Source organism: Thalassotalea insulae, from assembly GCF_030161395.1.
GTDB classification, from domain to species: domain Bacteria; phylum Pseudomonadota; class Gammaproteobacteria; order Enterobacterales; family Alteromonadaceae; genus Thalassotalea_E; species Thalassotalea_E insulae.
Genome location: NZ_BSST01000001.1, coordinates 2,787,667 through 2,804,690, shown reverse-complemented (window position 1 = coordinate 2,804,690; position 17,024 = coordinate 2,787,667). Strand labels below are relative to the sequence as shown.

Sequence of the window (17,024 nt, the reverse complement as noted above, 5' to 3'; positions counted from 1 at the left end):
TAGTTATTCTGATGGAAAAAACATTTAATCCTTCTGACATTGAACAAGCCCTTTACCAAAGCTGGGAAGAGCAAGGTTATTTTAGTCCAACCGGCGAAGGCGACGGTTACTGCATCGCCATTCCACCACCGAATGTCACAGGTAGTTTGCATATGGGGCATGCGTTCCAGCAGACTATTATGGATACCTTAATTCGTTATCAACGGATGCAAGGTAAAAATACTTTATGGCAGTCAGGTAGTGACCATGCGGGTATTGCCACCCAAATGGTCGTAGAGCGTAAAATTGCCGCAGAAGAAGATAAAACTCGTCATGATTACGGCCGTGAAGCTTTTATCGATAAAATTTGGCAATGGAAAGAACAATCTGGCGGTACCATCAGCGAGCAAATGCGTCGTTTAGGTAATTCAATCGACTGGAACCGCGAACGTTTTACCATGGACGACGGCATGTCTGAAGCGGTTCAGGAAGTGTTTGTTCGTTTATTTGAAGATGACCTAATTTACCGTGGTAAACGATTAGTTAACTGGGATCCAAAATTCCACACCGCAATCTCAGATCTGGAAGTGGAAAACAAAGACAAAAAAGGTCACATGTGGCATTTGCGTTACCCACTAGCGAATGGTGCCAAAACCGCTGATGGTTTAGATTACTTAATCGTTGCCACTACTCGCCCTGAAACAATGCTCGGTGACACAGGTGTCGCAGTTAACCCTGAAGATCCTCGCTATAAAGATTTAATTGGCCAGCACGTTTTATTACCGCTAGTTAACCGTTTGATCCCAATTGTTGGTGATGATCATGCCGATATGGAAAAAGGCACAGGTTGTGTAAAAATAACCCCAGCTCACGACTTTAATGATAACGAAGTTGGCAAGCGCTGTGGCTTAGCCATGATTAACATCTTTGATAAAAATGCTGCCGTATTAGCTCAGGCGGAAGTTTATGATACTAACGGTGAAGTAAGCGAGCAGTATTCAGCTGAATTACCGGCAGATATCGCTGGTTTAGACCGCTTTGAAGCACGCAAAGTTATTGTTGAACAATTCGAGCAACTTGGCTTACTTGATAGCGTCAAAGATCACGATTTAGTCGCACCATACGGTGATCGTTCAGGCGTAATAATTGAACCTCTATTAACCGACCAATGGTATGTTCGAGCAGCACCATTAGCAAAACCGGCAGTAGAAGCAGTTGAAAATGGCGATATTGAATTTGTTCCTAAGCAATATGAAAACATGTACTTTGCTTGGATGCGCGATATTCAGGATTGGTGCATTTCACGGCAATTATGGTGGGGACATAGAATTCCAGCATGGTATGATCAAAACGGTAAAGTCTATGTTGGCCGCAGTGAACAGGAAGTGCGCACTAAACATTCGTTAGCTGACGATATCCTGTTGAAGCAAGATGACGATGTACTCGATACTTGGTTCTCTTCTGCTCTTTGGACCTTCTCAACCTTAGGCTGGCCAAATTCGATGGAAGATATTAAAAAATTCCATTCTACCGACGTGCTAGTTACCGGCTTTGATATCATCTTTTTCTGGGTTGCTCGGATGATCATGATGACCATGCATTTTATTAAAGATGAAAATGGTCAGCCACAAGTACCGTTTAAGAAGGTCTATGTCACAGGCCTTATTCGCGATGAAAATGGCGATAAAATGAGTAAGTCTAAAGGTAACGTTGTCGATCCTTTGGATATGATCGACGGTATCTCGTTAGATGATTTATTAGAAAAACGCACTGGGAATATGATGCAGCCCCAGCTGGCACAAAAAATTACCAAGCTTACCAAGAAAGAATACCCAAATGGTATTGAAGCTCATGGCACCGATGCACTGCGTTTTACCTTAACGTCGGTTGCCTCAACCGGTCGTGATATCAATTGGGATATGAAGCGTTTAGACGGTTACCGCAATTTCTGTAATAAACTATGGAATGCCAGCCGTTACGTATTAATGAATACCGAAGAACACGACTGTGGCTTAAATAATAGTGAAGTTGAATACTCACTGGCTGATCGCTGGATCAAATCACAATTACAGCAAACGATTAAATCGGTCCATGAAAATTTTGCCCAGTTCCGCTTTGACTTGGCCTCGCAGGCCTTATATGAATTCACTTGGAATCAATTTTGTGACTGGTATCTGGAACTTACTAAACCGGTATTATTTAAAGGCAATGAAGCGCAGCAACGCGGTACACGTCAAACTTTAGTAGAAACTTTGGAGACCTTGCTACGTTTAATGCACCCGATCATGCCGTTTATCACCGAAACTATCTGGCAACGTGTGGTGCCACTGACTAATTTTGCGAAAAATGGGAACAGTATTATGACCCAAGCCTTTCCGCAAGTTGACCAGCAGCAAGTCGATAGTCAAGCAAGTGAAGATCTAGAATGGGTTAAACAATTTATCGTTGCTATTCGTAATATTCGCGGTGAAATGGACATTGCACCAAGCAAGCCACTGCCAGTATTACTGAAAAATGTCAGTAGTGAAGATCAGCGCCGTTTGGATGAAAATCAACAATTTTTAGCGTCATTAGCCAAGTTAGAATCGATTCAGGTCTTAGCCGATAACGAAGAAGGTCCAGCTGCCGCGAGCGCAGTGGTTGGTGAGTTATCGTTATTGATCCCTATGGCAGGGTTAATCGATAAAGATGCAGAGCTAGCTCGCTTAAGCAAAGCCATTGAAAAGCTTGAAAAAGATACGCAAAAAATCAGTGCCAAACTCGGTAATGAAAATTTTGTTGCCAAAGCACCAGCCGCCGTAATTGATAAAGAAAAAGCCAAATTGGCTGATGCAGAATCGACATTGGCGAAAATGGTTGAGCAAAAAGAGCAAATCGCCGCACTTTAGTCACAATGTGATAGCGAACAATAACGAAAACAAAAAACCGTATAGCGCGCTATACGGTTTTTTAATATTAGACAAAGCTAAATCCTAATTTTGTCATAAAAAAGTCAATTAAATTTCATTTTTTTTCAAGATATTGCGGAACTATTGTGCTAGTATGAGGTCGCGTTGAGTTTGTGCGTTTCGGGAGAAGGATGATTTTAACAATTGATTAACATGACGTTTTTCAGCTGTTAATTGACCTAGACGCTATATAAATGTGTTATTGGAAACCTTTCTCTGTCTGTACTTTAGGTAGAGGGCATTTACTCCGTAACTGGCTAAATTTAGCCTATTTTTTAATTTTTAAACTGCGAGAAATGTCGGTATGTCTGATACAGTAACTGGTAAAGTAAAATTTTTTAACGAGTCAAAAGGCTTTGGTTTCATCGAACAAGAAAATGGTCCGGATGTTTTTGTTCACTTCAGTGCGATTACAGGTGACGGTTTCCGTACCTTAACTGATGGCCAAGCAGTGTCTTTTACTGTTGAACAAGGTCAAAAAGGCCCAGAAGCTAAGAACGTTGTTGCGTTATAGTAGCTCCCCAATATTCAAGAAAAAACGGAGCTTAATTGCTCCGTTTTTTATTTATCCAACATTAAGGCAGTTGTTCTTTCACCAACTCAGTAATTAACTGACAATGATCATCTCGATCATTTAGCGCTGCGATATAATGATACTCTCGACCACCGGCTTGAATAAAAACCTCGCGGTTTTCATGCACCAACTCTTCCAATGTTTCTAAACAATCAACACTAAACGCTGGGCTTATTACTGCGACGTGTTTATCACCTGATTGCGCCAATTCAGCCAAGGTAGCATCAGTATAAGGTTTGAGCCACTCCGCCTTACCAAAACGTGACTGGAACGTCATCACGTAATCATTAGCATCTAACCCTAATTTATCTGCCACCAGCTTAGTGGTTTGATGACAAAAACAGTAATATGGATCTCCACTGTCGAGAAAGTACTTAGGCATACCATGATACGACAACACTAACTTATCCGGCTTACCATGTTGAGCTATATGTTCTTCAATACTATTCGCTAAAGCTGCAATATATAGCGGATGCTGATAATAACCGCTTACAAAGTGCAATGATGGGATCCAGCGCCACCGTTTAATGGTATTAACCACCGCATCAAAAGTAGAAGCGGTTGTCGGCCCGGCATACTGTGGATATAAAGGCAGAACAACAATATTATCCACTCCTTGCTGCTGAAAATTATCAAGCGCCGGTGCAATAGCAGGTTCGCCATAACGCATCGCTAGATCAACTAATAAATCATCACGCTCCGCGTTTAACTTCAATGCAACTTTTTTGGTTAACTTTTCAGAGATCACCAATAACGGCGAGCCCTGCTCCGTCCAGATACTTTGATAGAGCTTAGCCGATTTTTTCGGTCTGACTCGTAAAATAATGCCGTGAAGGATCATCAACCACAGTAACCGTGGAATTTCAACAACTCTGGGATCGGATAAAAATTCCCGCAGATATTTTCTTAATGCGCTACTGGTAGGTGCATCCGGCGTGCCGAGATTAGTCAGTAGCACGCCTATTTTTCTACTTTGTTGGTGGATTGACTTGTCGCGACCCAAATAACGAGATTTCAATGGAATGCCTCTATACTTGCTAGGTAAAAATCAGTTATTGAACGACACTGTCAATCACCAATTCAATCGGTGTCGTACGTCTGACGTCAATGTTTTGTAATTCCGCTTTATAATCACCGGACTTAATTCCCACGCCACCGTCACTGGAAATAATGGCATATAGGTGCACCTTTTCTGCATCACTTAACTTAGCCTGTGGCGACATTGCTCGGGCATCGTTCAGCACAACATCAATCGGCAAGTCACTGGCTTTTAATTTCACGGCTGCAAGTGGCATCCGGGAGCCATTGGCTGGAATAGCATAGACAAACACTACGTTATCTTCACTTATACTCAATTGCTGTGCGATTTCTTCACTGATACTGACATGTAACGCGAGCTCAGGTGCAGGTAAACCGGTATTTTTAGCAATAACACCACTTGTTAGAGACAAGCGATTTTTCGCTTCGTCAATTGCGCCCTGCAACGCCTCAATATTCACTGTTGGTCGAGCATCAGCTATAACTAACTGCCAATAATCAATGGCTTGCTGGTAAGCTTTATTGGTAAACTGATCCATGCCTAACAAAATATTAGTAGACGGATCGCGAGCATCTAACGCCAACGCTTTATCAATAAAACCTTGTACTTGAGGAGTTATTCTCTGTTGATTCTGGTAGTAACTCGCCTGTGCTTTCGCGCCGTATAAATCCGCATGTTCGCCATCAATCGCAATAACCTGATCAAAAGCGGATAGCGCTTCGCTAAATTCTCCTATCCCAACTAATGCCTGTCCCAGTTGATACCAGGCATCTGCATTTTTTGGTTGTTGCTCAGTTAGCTGTTTAAGCTTTTGTACTTGTACTATCACTTGTTGCTGCTCATCAAGCATCTCATGACCGGCGCGAGCTTGCGGCGTACTAGCAATTAAATCAAACGCACCATTTTGCTGATAAAAATAACCACTAAAACCCAGAATAAAAACACTCAACACTACAGGCCAAAATATCGATAACTGACGACTGTCCGAGTGCTGCTGTCGCGCTTCTTTGCTGTTATCTTCTATGTCTTGCAACAAACTTTGATCAAGTTCAGTTTTTAAATACTGATAACTTTCACTGTCCAATGCTCCTTGCTGGTAATCCTGTTCAATTTCCGCTTTATGTTCGTGATATAGACGGACATTGGTTTGATCACGAAAACTGTTATCTGCCGCAGCCTGATGTCTGTTTTGTGTAAGAAAATGTCCCCAGATCACCACTAATAGTAATAAGACAAGGGCAATAACAATAATGAGTAGTTCAATCATGAATTATTTATCTTTTAAAATTTCAGCAAGTTTATTTTGTTGTTGATTTGATAACGATTTTTGCACTTTTCTCGCTGGCTTTTTCCGCAAAATAATCACCACAACAATCACGCCGATAAGTAACAATACCGCAGGACCAAACCATAAGACATAAGTTAACGTAGAGACTTTTGGTCGATAGAGGACAAAATCACCATAACGTTTCACCATAAAATCGACGATTTCACCGTCTGACTTTCCTTGTTGCAGCAATTCATACACTTCACGGCGCAAGTCTGCTGCTATCGGAGCATTAGAATCAGCCAAGTTTTGATTTTGACATTTGGGACAACGCAACTCTTTCACTAAAGACTGGTATCTTTTCTGCGTGACTTCATCCTGAAATTGATAAGTATCAGTACTCCAAGCCTGAGCAGTAAAGCAGATAGTCACGGCAATGAATAATAAATGAACTAGTTTTTTCATTTGCGCACTCCTTAAGACTCTTGCTCTAGAATTTCAATCATAGGTAAAAACTTTTGCTGCCAGATATCACCATCAATCGGCCCAACATGCTTCATCCGAATAATGCCCTGCTTATCAATCACAAAAGTTTCCGGAGCTGCGGTCACCCCAAGTTCAATGCCTAATTTACCTAATGGATCAAATATCGATAGTTGATATGGATTTTGATAATCCACCAGCCATTGTTTTGCATCCTGGCGGTCATCCTTATAATTTAAACCGTACAATGCCACCCTGCCACTTTGGGCAATGTCGACCAGATAAGGGTGTTCATACTTACAATATACACACCAAGTACCCCAGACATTTAATAACACGATATCCCCTTGCAGATCCTTTTCGGTTAACGTGTTATCAGGTTTTAAAAGCTGCGTTAAGACAAAACTCGGCACTTTTTGTCCGACTAATGCTGACGGCAATGCTTGAGGATTTAGCGATAAGCCTCGATATAACACTACACCTAAGGCGATAAATAATACCAAGGGTATAAAGCGAATAATTTTATTCACCGTTTATGCTCCTTCAACTACCGGTTGTTGAACAACGGGGTTAGCTTTTTCTGCTGCTTTTGCCGTTTTTTTGCGGCGATAACGTTTATCCAACATCGCCATAAAACCACCAAATGCCATAAAGATAGCGCCAAGCCAGATCCAGCGAACAAAAGGTTTAAAATGGACCCTGATTGCCCAAGCATTTCCAGGTAACGGGTCGCCCAAGGCAACATAAACATCACGAAACAGCCCAGGGTCTATGCCAGCTTCTGTCATCCCCATCGTTTGTACCATATAAGTACGACGCTCAGGTTTAAGCAAGGCAATAAAGTCTCCGTCTTTGGCAACCTCTAGTTGCCCTTGCTCCGCGCTATAATTAGGCCCTTGCACCTGCTTAATACCTTTAAACGTTACATCATAACCCGAAATATTCACGGTATCATTTTCAAACATCTTGACGCTGATTTCTTTTTCATAACTGGAAACCAAAGTGACACCAACAATAGTGACGGCAATGCCCATATGAGCCACCGTCATCCCCCACTGGCTTAAACTGATGCGAGACAACTGATAACGCCCTACGCTGGTTTTTGCCTGATTACGCAAATCTTTTAACACAACCAATGACACCCAAAACGCCAATATCATGCCAAAACTTGCCAGTACATTGATTTCTCCGTCGTACAGCAATGGAAATGCGCCACCGAGCAAGATACTGAAAACTGACGGTTTCGTAATTTGCTTACGTAACTCACCTTTTTTTGCCTTTTTCCAGCGAATTAACGGTCCTATCCCCATAATGACAAACAACACACTCATAATTGGCACAAACACCGCGTTAAAGTACGGCGGGCCAACGGAGATTTTACCTAATCCAGCAGCATCTAAAATAAGCGGATAAATAGTGCCTAATAGTACGGTCACTGCAGCAACCACTAAAATAATATTACATAGTAATAGCGCGGTTTCGCGGGAATAGAATGAAAAACGGCTAAAACTAGCGACATTCGACGCGCGAAACGCAAATAAGGTTAATGAACCACCTACCGCCAGAGCCAATAATAATAAGATAAAGGCACCACGGGTTGGATCGGCGGCAAAAGAATGCACCGAGGTAATAACGCCCGAGCGTACTAAGAAAGTACCCAATAGGCTTAAGCTAAAGGCAAAAATAGCAAGTAATACCGTCCAGTTTCTAAAGGTACCCCGTTTTTCGGTAACCGCCAATGAATGCAATAAACCTGTTCCGACTAACCACGGCATGAACGACGCATTTTCAACTGGATCCCAAAACCACCAGCCTCCCCAGCCAAGTTCGTAATATGCCCACCAGCTACCTAACGCTATACCTAACGTTAAGAAAATCCAGGCAGCGACGACCCAAGGTCGTGCCCACCTTGCCCAAGCAGCATCAAGTTTACCGCACATTAATGCCGCAATCGCAAAGGCAAAAGACACAGCAAAACCTACATAACCTAAATACAACATTGGCGGATGGATGATCAAACCGACATCCTGTAATAGCGGATTTAAATCCCGCCCTTCTTGCGGCACCGCTGGCCATAGACGTTCAAACGGATTAGAGGTCACTAACGTAAAAAACATAAAGCCGACAGCAATCATGCCTAACACCGCCAATACTCGAGCAGTAAATGCCTGATCTATACCTTTACTAAAATGAGCTACTGCCATGGTCCAGGCGGTTAACGAAAAAACCCATAATAACAATGAGCCTTCATGACCTCCCCAGACAGCGCTGATTTTGAAATAGTAAGGTAAATGTGAATTCGAATGTCCAGCGATATATTTGACGGAGAAATCATCGATGACAAAGCTGTAGCCCAAAATAACAATACTAATCGCTGTAAAAGCGAACATACCAAAAGTTAATGGTTTGGCATAAGCGACCAGTTTTGGCTGATGACTATACACACCTATTAAAGGTACTAGGCTTAAACACATAGCAAAGGCTAAGCCAATGATTAAGGCAAATTGCCCTAACTCAGGTATCATATACGCTCTCCGAATTTATTCAGGCACCCGTTAACTGTGATGTTCAAATACATGACAGGCTGCGCTAAACGGCTAAAAAATAACAACGGCATTCTAGCATTGTTTTACGGTTAAATTCATTAAAGACTGTCTCTTAAGATAAAAATCTCTGCTAAAGCATGCGATATAGTATGATAAATTTATTGGTTGTAGTAGGATCAGGATCAAGTCATTAAGCAGTATTTCTGTTTACACTAGCCATTATTGCAAAAACAGCTGACAACCAAAGTATTTTAATAATAGATGCCAACAAGCACTCCGACATTACTTAGCACCAGACAACTCACCTGTATCAGAGAAGAACGCATCTTATTTGAACAGCTTGATTTTGATGTGTGTGCCGGTGAAATTCTGCAAATAGAAGGACCCAATGGTGCAGGAAAAACCAGCTTATTACGGATATTGGCAGGACTATCTCAGCCTTACGAAGGCTCTGTTAGCTTCAAAGGCACTAATATTACCCATGATCGCGAATATTATAATCAGCATTTGCTTTATATTGGTCATCTCGCTGGCATTAAAGGTGAAATGACGGCGCAGGAGAATTTAAGTTTTAATCTGGCATTAAGCGGATTAGATAAGTCACAAGCAGAATCAACCTTGGCAGAAGTAAATTTGCTTGGCTTTGAAGATGCCCTTGCGTCCCACCTTAGCGCCGGTCAGCATCGTCGTATCGCATTGGCAAAACTCTGGCAAAGTCAGGCTCCAGTGTGGATTTTAGATGAGCCATTTACTGCTATTGATAAGCATGGCGTTAAAACACTAGAAAATTTAATGCTTAAACACGCTAAACAAGGTGGCTGCGTTATTCTTACTACGCACCAGGATTTAACCATACCGCCTGAATGTTATAAGAAATTAGCTCTGGAATATCGCTTTTTTTAAGCTGAATAATGCAAGTGACCCCTAAATGAAAGACATGAGTATACCCAGCCAGAAAACGTTAAGCGCCACCCGCTCCCTGTCATATAGAGGCGCTTTTCTACTGATTTTTAAGCGAGATTTAACCATAGCATTTCGTCATAAAGACGACATTTTAAATCCGTTATTATTCTTTATCATAGTGATCACCTTGTTTCCGTTAGGTATAGGACCCGAACCTCAAACTTTGGCACGGGTTGCCCCTGGCATAATTTGGGTTGCCGCCCTGTTATCGACCTTATTATCACTGGACCGATTATTTAAATCAGATCATAGTGACGGTTCATTAGAACAAATGTTATTAAGCCCACACCCACTTTTTCTTATCGTACTGGCTAAAATTTTTGCTCATTGGTGCTTAACCGGATTACCATTAATTTTTGTTGCTCCGATTTTAGCCGTACTACTTAATTTAAATGAGCAAAGTTATCTGGCATTAATGCTGACTTTATTACTCGGTACACCTGTGCTTAGTTTTCTCGGCGCCATAGGAGTAGCCTTGACCGTCGGCATTAAAAAAGGCGGTGTACTGCTCAGTCTGTTGGTATTGCCTTTATATATTCCAGTATTGATCTTTGCTACCAGCGCAATTGATACTGCAGCAATGAACTTACCCTATAGCGGACAACTTGCTATAATTGCCGCGTTTTTAATAGGTTCATTAACATTATCACCGTTTGCGGTTAGTGCCGCACTAAAAGTGAGTACCAACTAATGTGGAAATGGTTACATCCTTATGCAAATCCTGAGGTGAGTTATCACTTCACCGGCAAACTGCTGCCCTGGTTTTCCAAATTAACGATGCTATTTTTATCCATTGGCATCGTATGGGCATTGCTATTTGTTCCAGCTGATTATCAACAAGGTAACAGCTTTCGAATTTTTTACTTGCACGTGCCAAGTGCAATGCTATCTATGGGGATTTACGTCGGCATGGCAATTGCCGCTCTTTCCAGCTTAGTGTGGCAAATAAAATTAGCTGACGCTTCTGCCGCTGCGATGGCACCTGTTGGCGCAGTAATGACTGCAATAGCACTAATCACAGGCGCAGCCTGGGGACGCCCAACCTGGGGAACTTGGTGGATTTGGGATGCCCGTTTAACCTCAGAGCTGATCTTGTTGTTTTTATATTTAGGGGTAATAGCCCTGCATAACGCTTTTGAAGATAAAGCACTGGCAGGCAAGGCGGCTGGCATCTTATCCTTAGTTGGTGTAGTGAACATTCCCATTATTAAATATTCAGTTGAATGGTGGAATACCCTACATCAAGGTTCAACGGTATCAAAATTGGGTGCCCCATCAATGAGCAGTGAGATGTTCTGGCCATTTATTATCTGTTTAATTGGTTTTATCTGCCTCATCAGCTGGGTCATAGGTTTGCGCTTTCGCAATGAAATACTAGCCCGCAACGCAATGCGCCCGTGGGTACGTGATTATGTTAATAACATGGAGGCAAGCTAATGCAGTTTTCTAGTCTTTCTGAATTTATCGCTATGGACGGTCACGGCTTTTATGTCTGGCTTTCTTACGGTGTCAGTACCGCATTATTGCTATTACTTGTCCTGATGAGTCTGGCAAAAAAGAAAAACATTATTACCCAAATTCAACAACGCCAAAAACGTGAACAAAAATTAAAACAAGCCGCATTAAAGCAACAAACACAAGCAAGACAAGAGGTTAATTCATGAACCCACGCCGTAAAAAACGATTAACCATTGTATTATCGGTATTAGCCGGCATCGGACTGATTATTGGCCTGATACTTTATGCCTTAAGCCAAAATATCGATTTATTTTATACCCCGTACGAAGTAGTACACGGTAAAGATGATACTGGCATTAAGCCGTCGTTAGGTCAGCGTATTCGCGTTGGTGGTTTAGTTGTAACCGGTAGTGTAAAACGAGATGAAAACAGCCTAAAAGTTCAGTTTGACCTTACCAATAAAGGTGAAGTGATTACGGTAAAATATGACGGTATTCTGCCGGATTTATTTCGTGAAGGCCAAGGTATTATAGCCAACGGTTCATTAACATCAGCAAAAACACTGGAAGCGGCAGAAGTGCTGGCGAAGCATGATGAAAACTATATGCCAAAAGAAATTGCAGATTCTTTAGGAGAATCGCATCAGGCACCAGAGTATTCAAATGAACAGCTAAACAACAACTGATTAGCATGCCATTAAAAAAGCCGTGATAAGCAATTATCACGGCTTTTTTAATAACAATATTTCTACTTAAGAAGCGGCTATTGAATCACTAGGTAAAATACGTTCGCCTATTTTATTAAGAATATCCACTTCACCGTTACAAACCGCAACGATTGACTTGCCTTGTTTTAACTCGTCAGGGATGATCACACGACCAGATGCCGATTTTTCTAACTGGCAAACCTGATGTTTTAACTCCAGTGAGGAATCACAATAATAAATAATAGTGATCAACTCTTTTTGACTATTACTCATAATTTCCCTTGTTATTATCGGCCCATTAACGAGCTTTCGGGTTATTAGGGTATACCGCAGTCCTATCACAGAAAACGATTATCTTTTACGCTCGCCTAATAGTAAAGCAAGTGAATAAATAATCAAGCGGCTGCTGTTAAAAACTTGTTAGATTATGTAATCAGCTAGCATTATGCGACAGATAAAAAAAACCCTAGGTAAAAACCCAGGGCGATCAATGAGATCGTTTTAACGCACCCTCAACTAGTGAGATCGAATATCCTTACGGATAAATTAGTCCAACGCGATAACCAGCTCTTAACCACTATGACCAAGAGCGCATTTTATGCCCCTTTAAGGCATAAAACAGGATAAATAAATAACAAGGTAACATCACAATATACCCTCCTTGCTGGCCGAAAGAGCTGCCACTTGCTAGTCCCCAAAATAATGGCCCGAACGCGCCACCAGCAATTCCCATTACTAACAGTGCTGAGCCTGTACTGGTTAATTTCCCCATCCCTGATAGCGCTAACGGGAAAACTGCCGGCCAGACAATGGCATTAGCCAGTCCTAAAAAGGCGATCATTAATAGCGTATCAGGCAATTGTGCGCCACCAAAAGGCACCAGCACAGCATTAGCAATCGCATATGACTCATTACTGCCTAATAAGACACCAAGCGATAACAATACGCCAAGGATGGCAGAGACGGTCAATGCCTTAGCCTGAGAAACATAACGAGGAATTAAAACAATCCCCAAAATATAACCTATCACCATACAAATCATAGTGTAGGAAGTCATAACACTATAATTTTCAACACCAAGGGATAATGCGAAAGTACCTATGGTATCTCCAGCAATCACCTCCACCGCAACGTATACAAAAATCGCAATGACTCCTAACGCTAAGTTTGGGTGAGCTAATGCTTGTTTAATCTGCTCTTTACCATTGCTATTACTATCATCGTCCGCATTTTCCAATTCAGGTAAAGGTGATTTCAGTACCGCAAATGCCAGTAACCCAATAAACACAGCCATACCTAAATATGGGAAAATCAGGCCATTTGCCATTTCATCAACTTCTATCGGCGTCAATTCCTTACCGACTAGGTGGGTGAAGTTACTTAAAATTAATGCGGTAAAGACCATAGGTGCAATCACACCAGCCCCTTTATTTAGTATTCCCATAATACTGATACGTGCTGCTGCCGACTCTTCAGGACCTAAACGCACGACATAAGGGTTAACCGCTGTTTGTAGCAAAGTTTGGCCGATGCCCATCACTAATTGCGCCAATAAAAATAAAATAAAGATTTGAGATTTCGCGGCAGGAATAAATAATAGCCCTGCCACCATCATAGTCGCCATCCCTAACGCCATACCTTTTTTGTAGCCGACTTTTCTGATCACCGCCGCCGACGGCAATGCAGTAAAAGTCACTGCAATATAAAATGAAAACAAGATCAATGACGCCTGAAACGGCGTTAACTGCAATATTTGTTTTAAATATGGCATTAAAGAACCGTTCAACCAGGTCGCGAACCCTAATATAAAAAAGAGTGTCGCAACAATCGCCATTGGGATTGCGCTACTACTTCGCTTCTCGCTCGTCACTGTCATTTCCATAATTTCCTCATTTATTGTCTTTTGTTATTCTTATTGTTTAATTTAACCAGTTAATTTTAATAAACTTTTTTCCCTGATATCCAAGTAGACTCTACCTTAAGCTCGTCATTCAATAAAATGAAATCAGCATAACAGCCTGCTTTTATTACGCCACGATACTTACTTTGTCCAAGATAATCCGCCGGATAGAGAGACGCCATTCGAATAGCTTCTTCTAGTCCAACATCCAAACCTTGAGCACTATTTTTCACTGCCGTCGCCATATCTAATGCTGCTCCGGCCAATTCTCCGGTAGTCGATGTTAAGCGACCATCTTTTAAATAGACAGTACGATCAAAAAATGAAAATTCGGTTTGTCCTGTCCCTATGGTTGACATTGCATCAGTCACTAAAAATACCTTTCCTTTTGGCTTTGTTTTTAGCGCTAATTTTGCACTGTGATAATCAACATGATGACCGTCGATAATAATACCGCAATAAGTTTGGTCATTTAATAATGCACAACCTGTCATCCCTGGTGATCTGCCCTGCAACGGCGACATTGCGTTAAATAAATGCGTAAAGCCATCAGCCCCTGCATCGATAGCGGCCTGAGCGGTATGAAAATCAGCATTGCTATGCCCTAAACAAACTTTAACACCTAACGAAACCATACGCTTTACCTCTTCTGCACTGACAGTTTCAGGCGCTAAAGTTACTATGATTTGGCCGATATCTTTACGAGATAAAATTTGCCATTCCTGCTCAGAAATAGGTCGAATATACTCTTGTGCATGAGTGCCTTTTTTCGCAATCGATAAATGTGGACCTTCAAAATGAATACCCAGTATACCCGGTACATTTTCAGCAATCGCTGCCGACATCGCATCAGCGGCCTGCACCATAATTTCAATTTTATCGGTGATCAGTGTGGGTAACATCCCTGTTGTCCCAAACTGCGCATGAGCGGTGATGATGGTTTTTAACGTATCTAACGAGGGAGAATCATTAAATAAGACACCACCACCACCATTAACCTGCAAATCAATATAGCCGGGAGCTACCAGCCCTTTCGCTTCACAATCTACTCGTGAAATATCACTATCGATGGCGATAATTTTATTATCGGCAATCGTAAGCACCTGGTGCTCCTTAATTGCTTGGCCATCAAATAATCGATGCGCGTGTAAGCGAAAATTCCCCATTATAACGTCCGAGTCACTTTCTTAAGGCCTTTCGGCTCATCAGGATTAAAACCTCGAGCAACAGCAACTTCAGCAACATCGAGATAAAAACGCTGCAAGACCACTAACGGTGCTAAGCGTGGGTGAACATCATTATCGGTTTGTCGTAAATGCACCAGATCAGCGCCGCGCTGTGCCACTTCATCAATTTGTTCTTGATGTGATATTGCACTTTCATCATTTACTGCACAATTTAAAATAGCTAATCCTTGTTCAACCAAGGTTACCGGACCGTGTAAAAATTCCGCACTACTGAATGCTTCCGCATGAATTGAACTCACTTCTTTTAATTTCAATGCCATTTCTTTAGTGACCGCATAACCCAATCCACGGCCAAGCACCACCATATTTTTCACTCCGTCAATCGCCTGTGGAGTTAATTGCGGCTCGCTATCTATCATGGTTTGTAAAGCCGCTGGCAAGGTATCTAACGCGGCAATTAACTGCTGATTTTCAGTCCAATAAGCTGTTAGCTGTAATAACGCTGACAAAGTTGCTAAATAACTTTTTGTCGCTGCCACCGAAATCTCAGCGCCAGCTTTTAATGGCAGTACTTCGTCAACAATGTCTTTAAGCGGTGAGCTTTCATCATTCACTATGGCAATACAATAAGCACCGCCCTGTTTTGCCATTTCCGCCTGAGCGATAATGTCTGGACTACGGCCAGACTGAGAAATAACAATCACTAAGGCATTGTCTAGCTTAAGTTGTTTTCCATAAACGCTAGACACAGAAGGCGCAGCGGCAAATGTTGGCACACCCGCTTCAATTTCAATCAGGTACTTACCAAAAACCCCGGCATGATCTGAAGAACCGCGACCAATAATCATCACCATTTTAGGCTGTATCTGACGTAATTTGCTGCCAATTTTTTCGGCTAGCGGCATATTGGCATTAAGCTGGCTTTCAATAACCAATGGCGCCTGCTTTGCCTCTTGTTCCATAATTGTTTGTGTCATTTTTCACTCTACTTAACTGCTAAAATTCATTTAAAGCAACGTCAGTTGCTGCTTGGCAAAAATCACCGCGCCTATTTCAGGTGGACATAACGGCGCTTGTAATTGCTCACGGACATCTTGGTCAAGCCAAGGAGTTATCCGAGGTGTTAATCCGCCAATTAACGATATTCTCGGTGGCTGCTGTTTTTCCAGCTGACGCGCAACACCACTAATATAACCGGCACCTTCTCTGACTATCGCCTTAGCAACCTCGTCCCCTTCTTCGGCGGCATCAAACACTAAATTCGCCATTTTTGCGTAAAATGCAGCGGGTTTACCGGCAATTGTCTCAACCATAGTCAAACCGTCATTCACACCTAATAAAGACATTAGTTTTTCATTGATACAGGAGCTTTCTTTTAATCCGTCTAATGACATTAAGACATGGTTCGCCGCCTGAAAACCAAACCAGGCGCCACTGCCTTTATCACCGTGAGGAAAACCATGCCCCCCCAATGTATAAGGATGACCATTAACATAAGAAAAACCACAAGAACCGGTACCGGTGATCATCACGGCACCATCTTTGCCTTGATGCGCTCCTAAACAGGCAATTAACAAATCAGTAGCTAAAAACATCTGCTTAAACGGATGTTGCCACTCGGACATCTGTTCAAATAATGCTGGTAAGTTAACGCCGGCTAGACCAACTCCTGCCACCATATCCGCTAATTTAACATTGGCTAAAGCTGCATCTTTTAGTGCTAGTTGCGCCGATTCGGTAATCGAATTTATCGCTTGTTCAAAGCCATGAAGCGGATTTGCCGGGCCAGAAATGCCACTACCAAGTATATTATTATCGCTATCAACTATGATGGCTTTGCATTTACTGCCACCACCATCGATACCTAAAAAGAATTTATTGTTGTCTCTGCTGCCAGGCATCTCGACCTCATGTCTACTGCATTTCTCTTATGAAGCTTACGCATATTACAAACGCTTCAAACTATTATTGATT

At 42.0% G+C, this 17,024-nt stretch carries 17 protein-coding genes; 7 read left to right on the top strand and 10 right to left on the bottom strand.

All coding sequences use genetic code 11. From position 1 onward, the window contains the following. Nucleotides 1–11: 11 nt before the first annotated feature. Nucleotides 12–2,867 carry a valine--tRNA ligase gene (locus tag QQK06_RS12695; protein WP_284245080.1) on the top strand — a complete coding sequence of 952 codons (2,856 nt, stop codon included), beginning with the start codon at nucleotides 12–14 and terminating at the stop codon, nucleotides 2,865–2,867. Nucleotides 2,868–3,231: 364 nt separating this feature from the next. Then, a complete protein-coding gene (locus QQK06_RS12690; RefSeq protein WP_284245079.1) occupies nucleotides 3,232–3,441 on the top strand; it encodes a cold-shock protein in 210 nt (69 codons plus the stop codon). 61 nt (nucleotides 3,442–3,502) lie between these two features. On the opposite strand, the gene hemH is transcribed toward QQK06_RS12690, so the two are convergent. Genes hemH through QQK06_RS12665 form a run of 5 tightly spaced genes read right to left on the bottom strand, consistent with a single transcriptional unit; the run spans nucleotide 3,503 to nucleotide 8,815 of the window. Next, nucleotides 3,503–4,519, bottom strand: coding sequence for a ferrochelatase (gene hemH, locus QQK06_RS12685; RefSeq protein ID WP_284245078.1), 1,017 nt, complete (start codon nucleotides 4,517–4,519; stop codon nucleotides 3,503–3,505). Nucleotides 4,520–4,553: 34 nt separating this feature from the next. Further along, on the bottom strand, nucleotides 4,554–5,807 hold the full coding sequence (gene ccmI, locus QQK06_RS12680; RefSeq protein ID WP_284245077.1) for a c-type cytochrome biogenesis protein CcmI: 1,254 nt from the start codon (nucleotides 5,805–5,807) through the stop codon (nucleotides 4,554–4,556). 3 nt (nucleotides 5,808–5,810) lie between these two features. Next, nucleotides 5,811–6,272, bottom strand: a complete 462-nt coding sequence (locus QQK06_RS12675; protein ID WP_284245076.1) for a cytochrome c-type biogenesis protein — start codon at nucleotides 6,270–6,272, stop codon at nucleotides 5,811–5,813. Between the two features lie 11 nt (nucleotides 6,273–6,283). Further along, entirely contained in the window at nucleotides 6,284–6,820 is a 537-nt protein-coding gene (locus tag QQK06_RS12670) for a DsbE family thiol:disulfide interchange protein (protein WP_284245075.1), read from the bottom strand. Nucleotides 6,821–6,823: 3 nt separating this feature from the next. Further along, a complete protein-coding gene (locus QQK06_RS12665; protein WP_284245074.1) occupies nucleotides 6,824–8,815 on the bottom strand; it encodes a heme lyase CcmF/NrfE family subunit in 1,992 nt (663 codons plus the stop codon). 282 nt (nucleotides 8,816–9,097) lie between these two features. Between QQK06_RS12665 and ccmA the strand changes: the two genes are divergently transcribed. From ccmA to ccmE, 5 genes are read left to right on the top strand one after another with little or no spacing between them, the layout of a single operon-like run. Next, nucleotides 9,098–9,739: a cytochrome c biogenesis heme-transporting ATPase CcmA gene (gene ccmA / locus QQK06_RS12660; RefSeq protein ID WP_284245073.1), complete on the top strand. Its 642-nt coding sequence runs from the start codon at nucleotides 9,098–9,100 to the stop codon at nucleotides 9,737–9,739. Between the two features lie 25 nt (nucleotides 9,740–9,764). Next, entirely contained in the window at nucleotides 9,765–10,490 is a 726-nt protein-coding gene (gene ccmB / locus QQK06_RS12655) for a heme exporter protein CcmB (protein WP_431313648.1), read from the top strand. Then, nucleotides 10,490–11,236 (top strand): heme ABC transporter permease, encoded by a 747-nt coding sequence (locus QQK06_RS12650; protein ID WP_284245072.1) that lies wholly within the window; start codon nucleotides 10,490–10,492, stop codon nucleotides 11,234–11,236. The genes ccmB and QQK06_RS12650 overlap by 1 nt, the downstream gene beginning before the upstream one ends. Then, nucleotides 11,236–11,463 (top strand): heme exporter protein CcmD, encoded by a 228-nt coding sequence (ccmD, locus tag QQK06_RS12645; RefSeq protein WP_284245071.1) that lies wholly within the window; start codon nucleotides 11,236–11,238, stop codon nucleotides 11,461–11,463. Before QQK06_RS12650 ends, ccmD begins: the two co-directional genes overlap by 1 nt. Next, a complete protein-coding gene (gene ccmE, locus QQK06_RS12640; RefSeq protein WP_284245069.1) occupies nucleotides 11,460–11,942 on the top strand; it encodes a cytochrome c maturation protein CcmE in 483 nt (160 codons plus the stop codon). The genes ccmD and ccmE overlap by 4 nt, the downstream gene beginning before the upstream one ends. Before the next feature lie 66 nt (nucleotides 11,943–12,008). Here ccmE and QQK06_RS12635 read toward each other — a convergent pair whose 3' ends face one another. The 5 genes from QQK06_RS12635 to nagK form a co-directional block, all read right to left on the bottom strand. Next, nucleotides 12,009–12,236, bottom strand: a complete 228-nt coding sequence (locus QQK06_RS12635) for a TIGR02922 family protein (protein ID WP_284245068.1) — start codon at nucleotides 12,234–12,236, stop codon at nucleotides 12,009–12,011. A 304-nt stretch (nucleotides 12,237–12,540) separates the two neighbouring features. Then, nucleotides 12,541–13,845, bottom strand: coding sequence for an N-acetylglucosamine MFS transporter NagP (gene nagP, locus QQK06_RS12630; protein WP_431313647.1), 1,305 nt, complete (start codon nucleotides 13,843–13,845; stop codon nucleotides 12,541–12,543). Nucleotides 13,846–13,901: 56 nt separating this feature from the next. Then, nucleotides 13,902–15,029: an N-acetylglucosamine-6-phosphate deacetylase gene (nagA, locus tag QQK06_RS12625; protein WP_284245066.1), complete on the bottom strand. Its 1,128-nt coding sequence runs from the start codon at nucleotides 15,027–15,029 to the stop codon at nucleotides 13,902–13,904. Next, nucleotides 15,029–16,027 carry a glucosamine-6-phosphate deaminase NagB-II gene (nagB-II, locus tag QQK06_RS12620; protein WP_284245065.1) on the bottom strand — a complete coding sequence of 333 codons (999 nt, stop codon included), beginning with the start codon at nucleotides 16,025–16,027 and terminating at the stop codon, nucleotides 15,029–15,031. Before nagB-II ends, nagA begins: the two co-directional genes overlap by 1 nt. 30 nt (nucleotides 16,028–16,057) lie before the next feature. Then, nucleotides 16,058–16,951, bottom strand: coding sequence for an N-acetylglucosamine kinase (gene nagK / locus QQK06_RS12615; RefSeq protein WP_284245064.1), 894 nt, complete (start codon nucleotides 16,949–16,951; stop codon nucleotides 16,058–16,060). Between the last annotated feature and the right edge of the window lie 73 nt (nucleotides 16,952–17,024).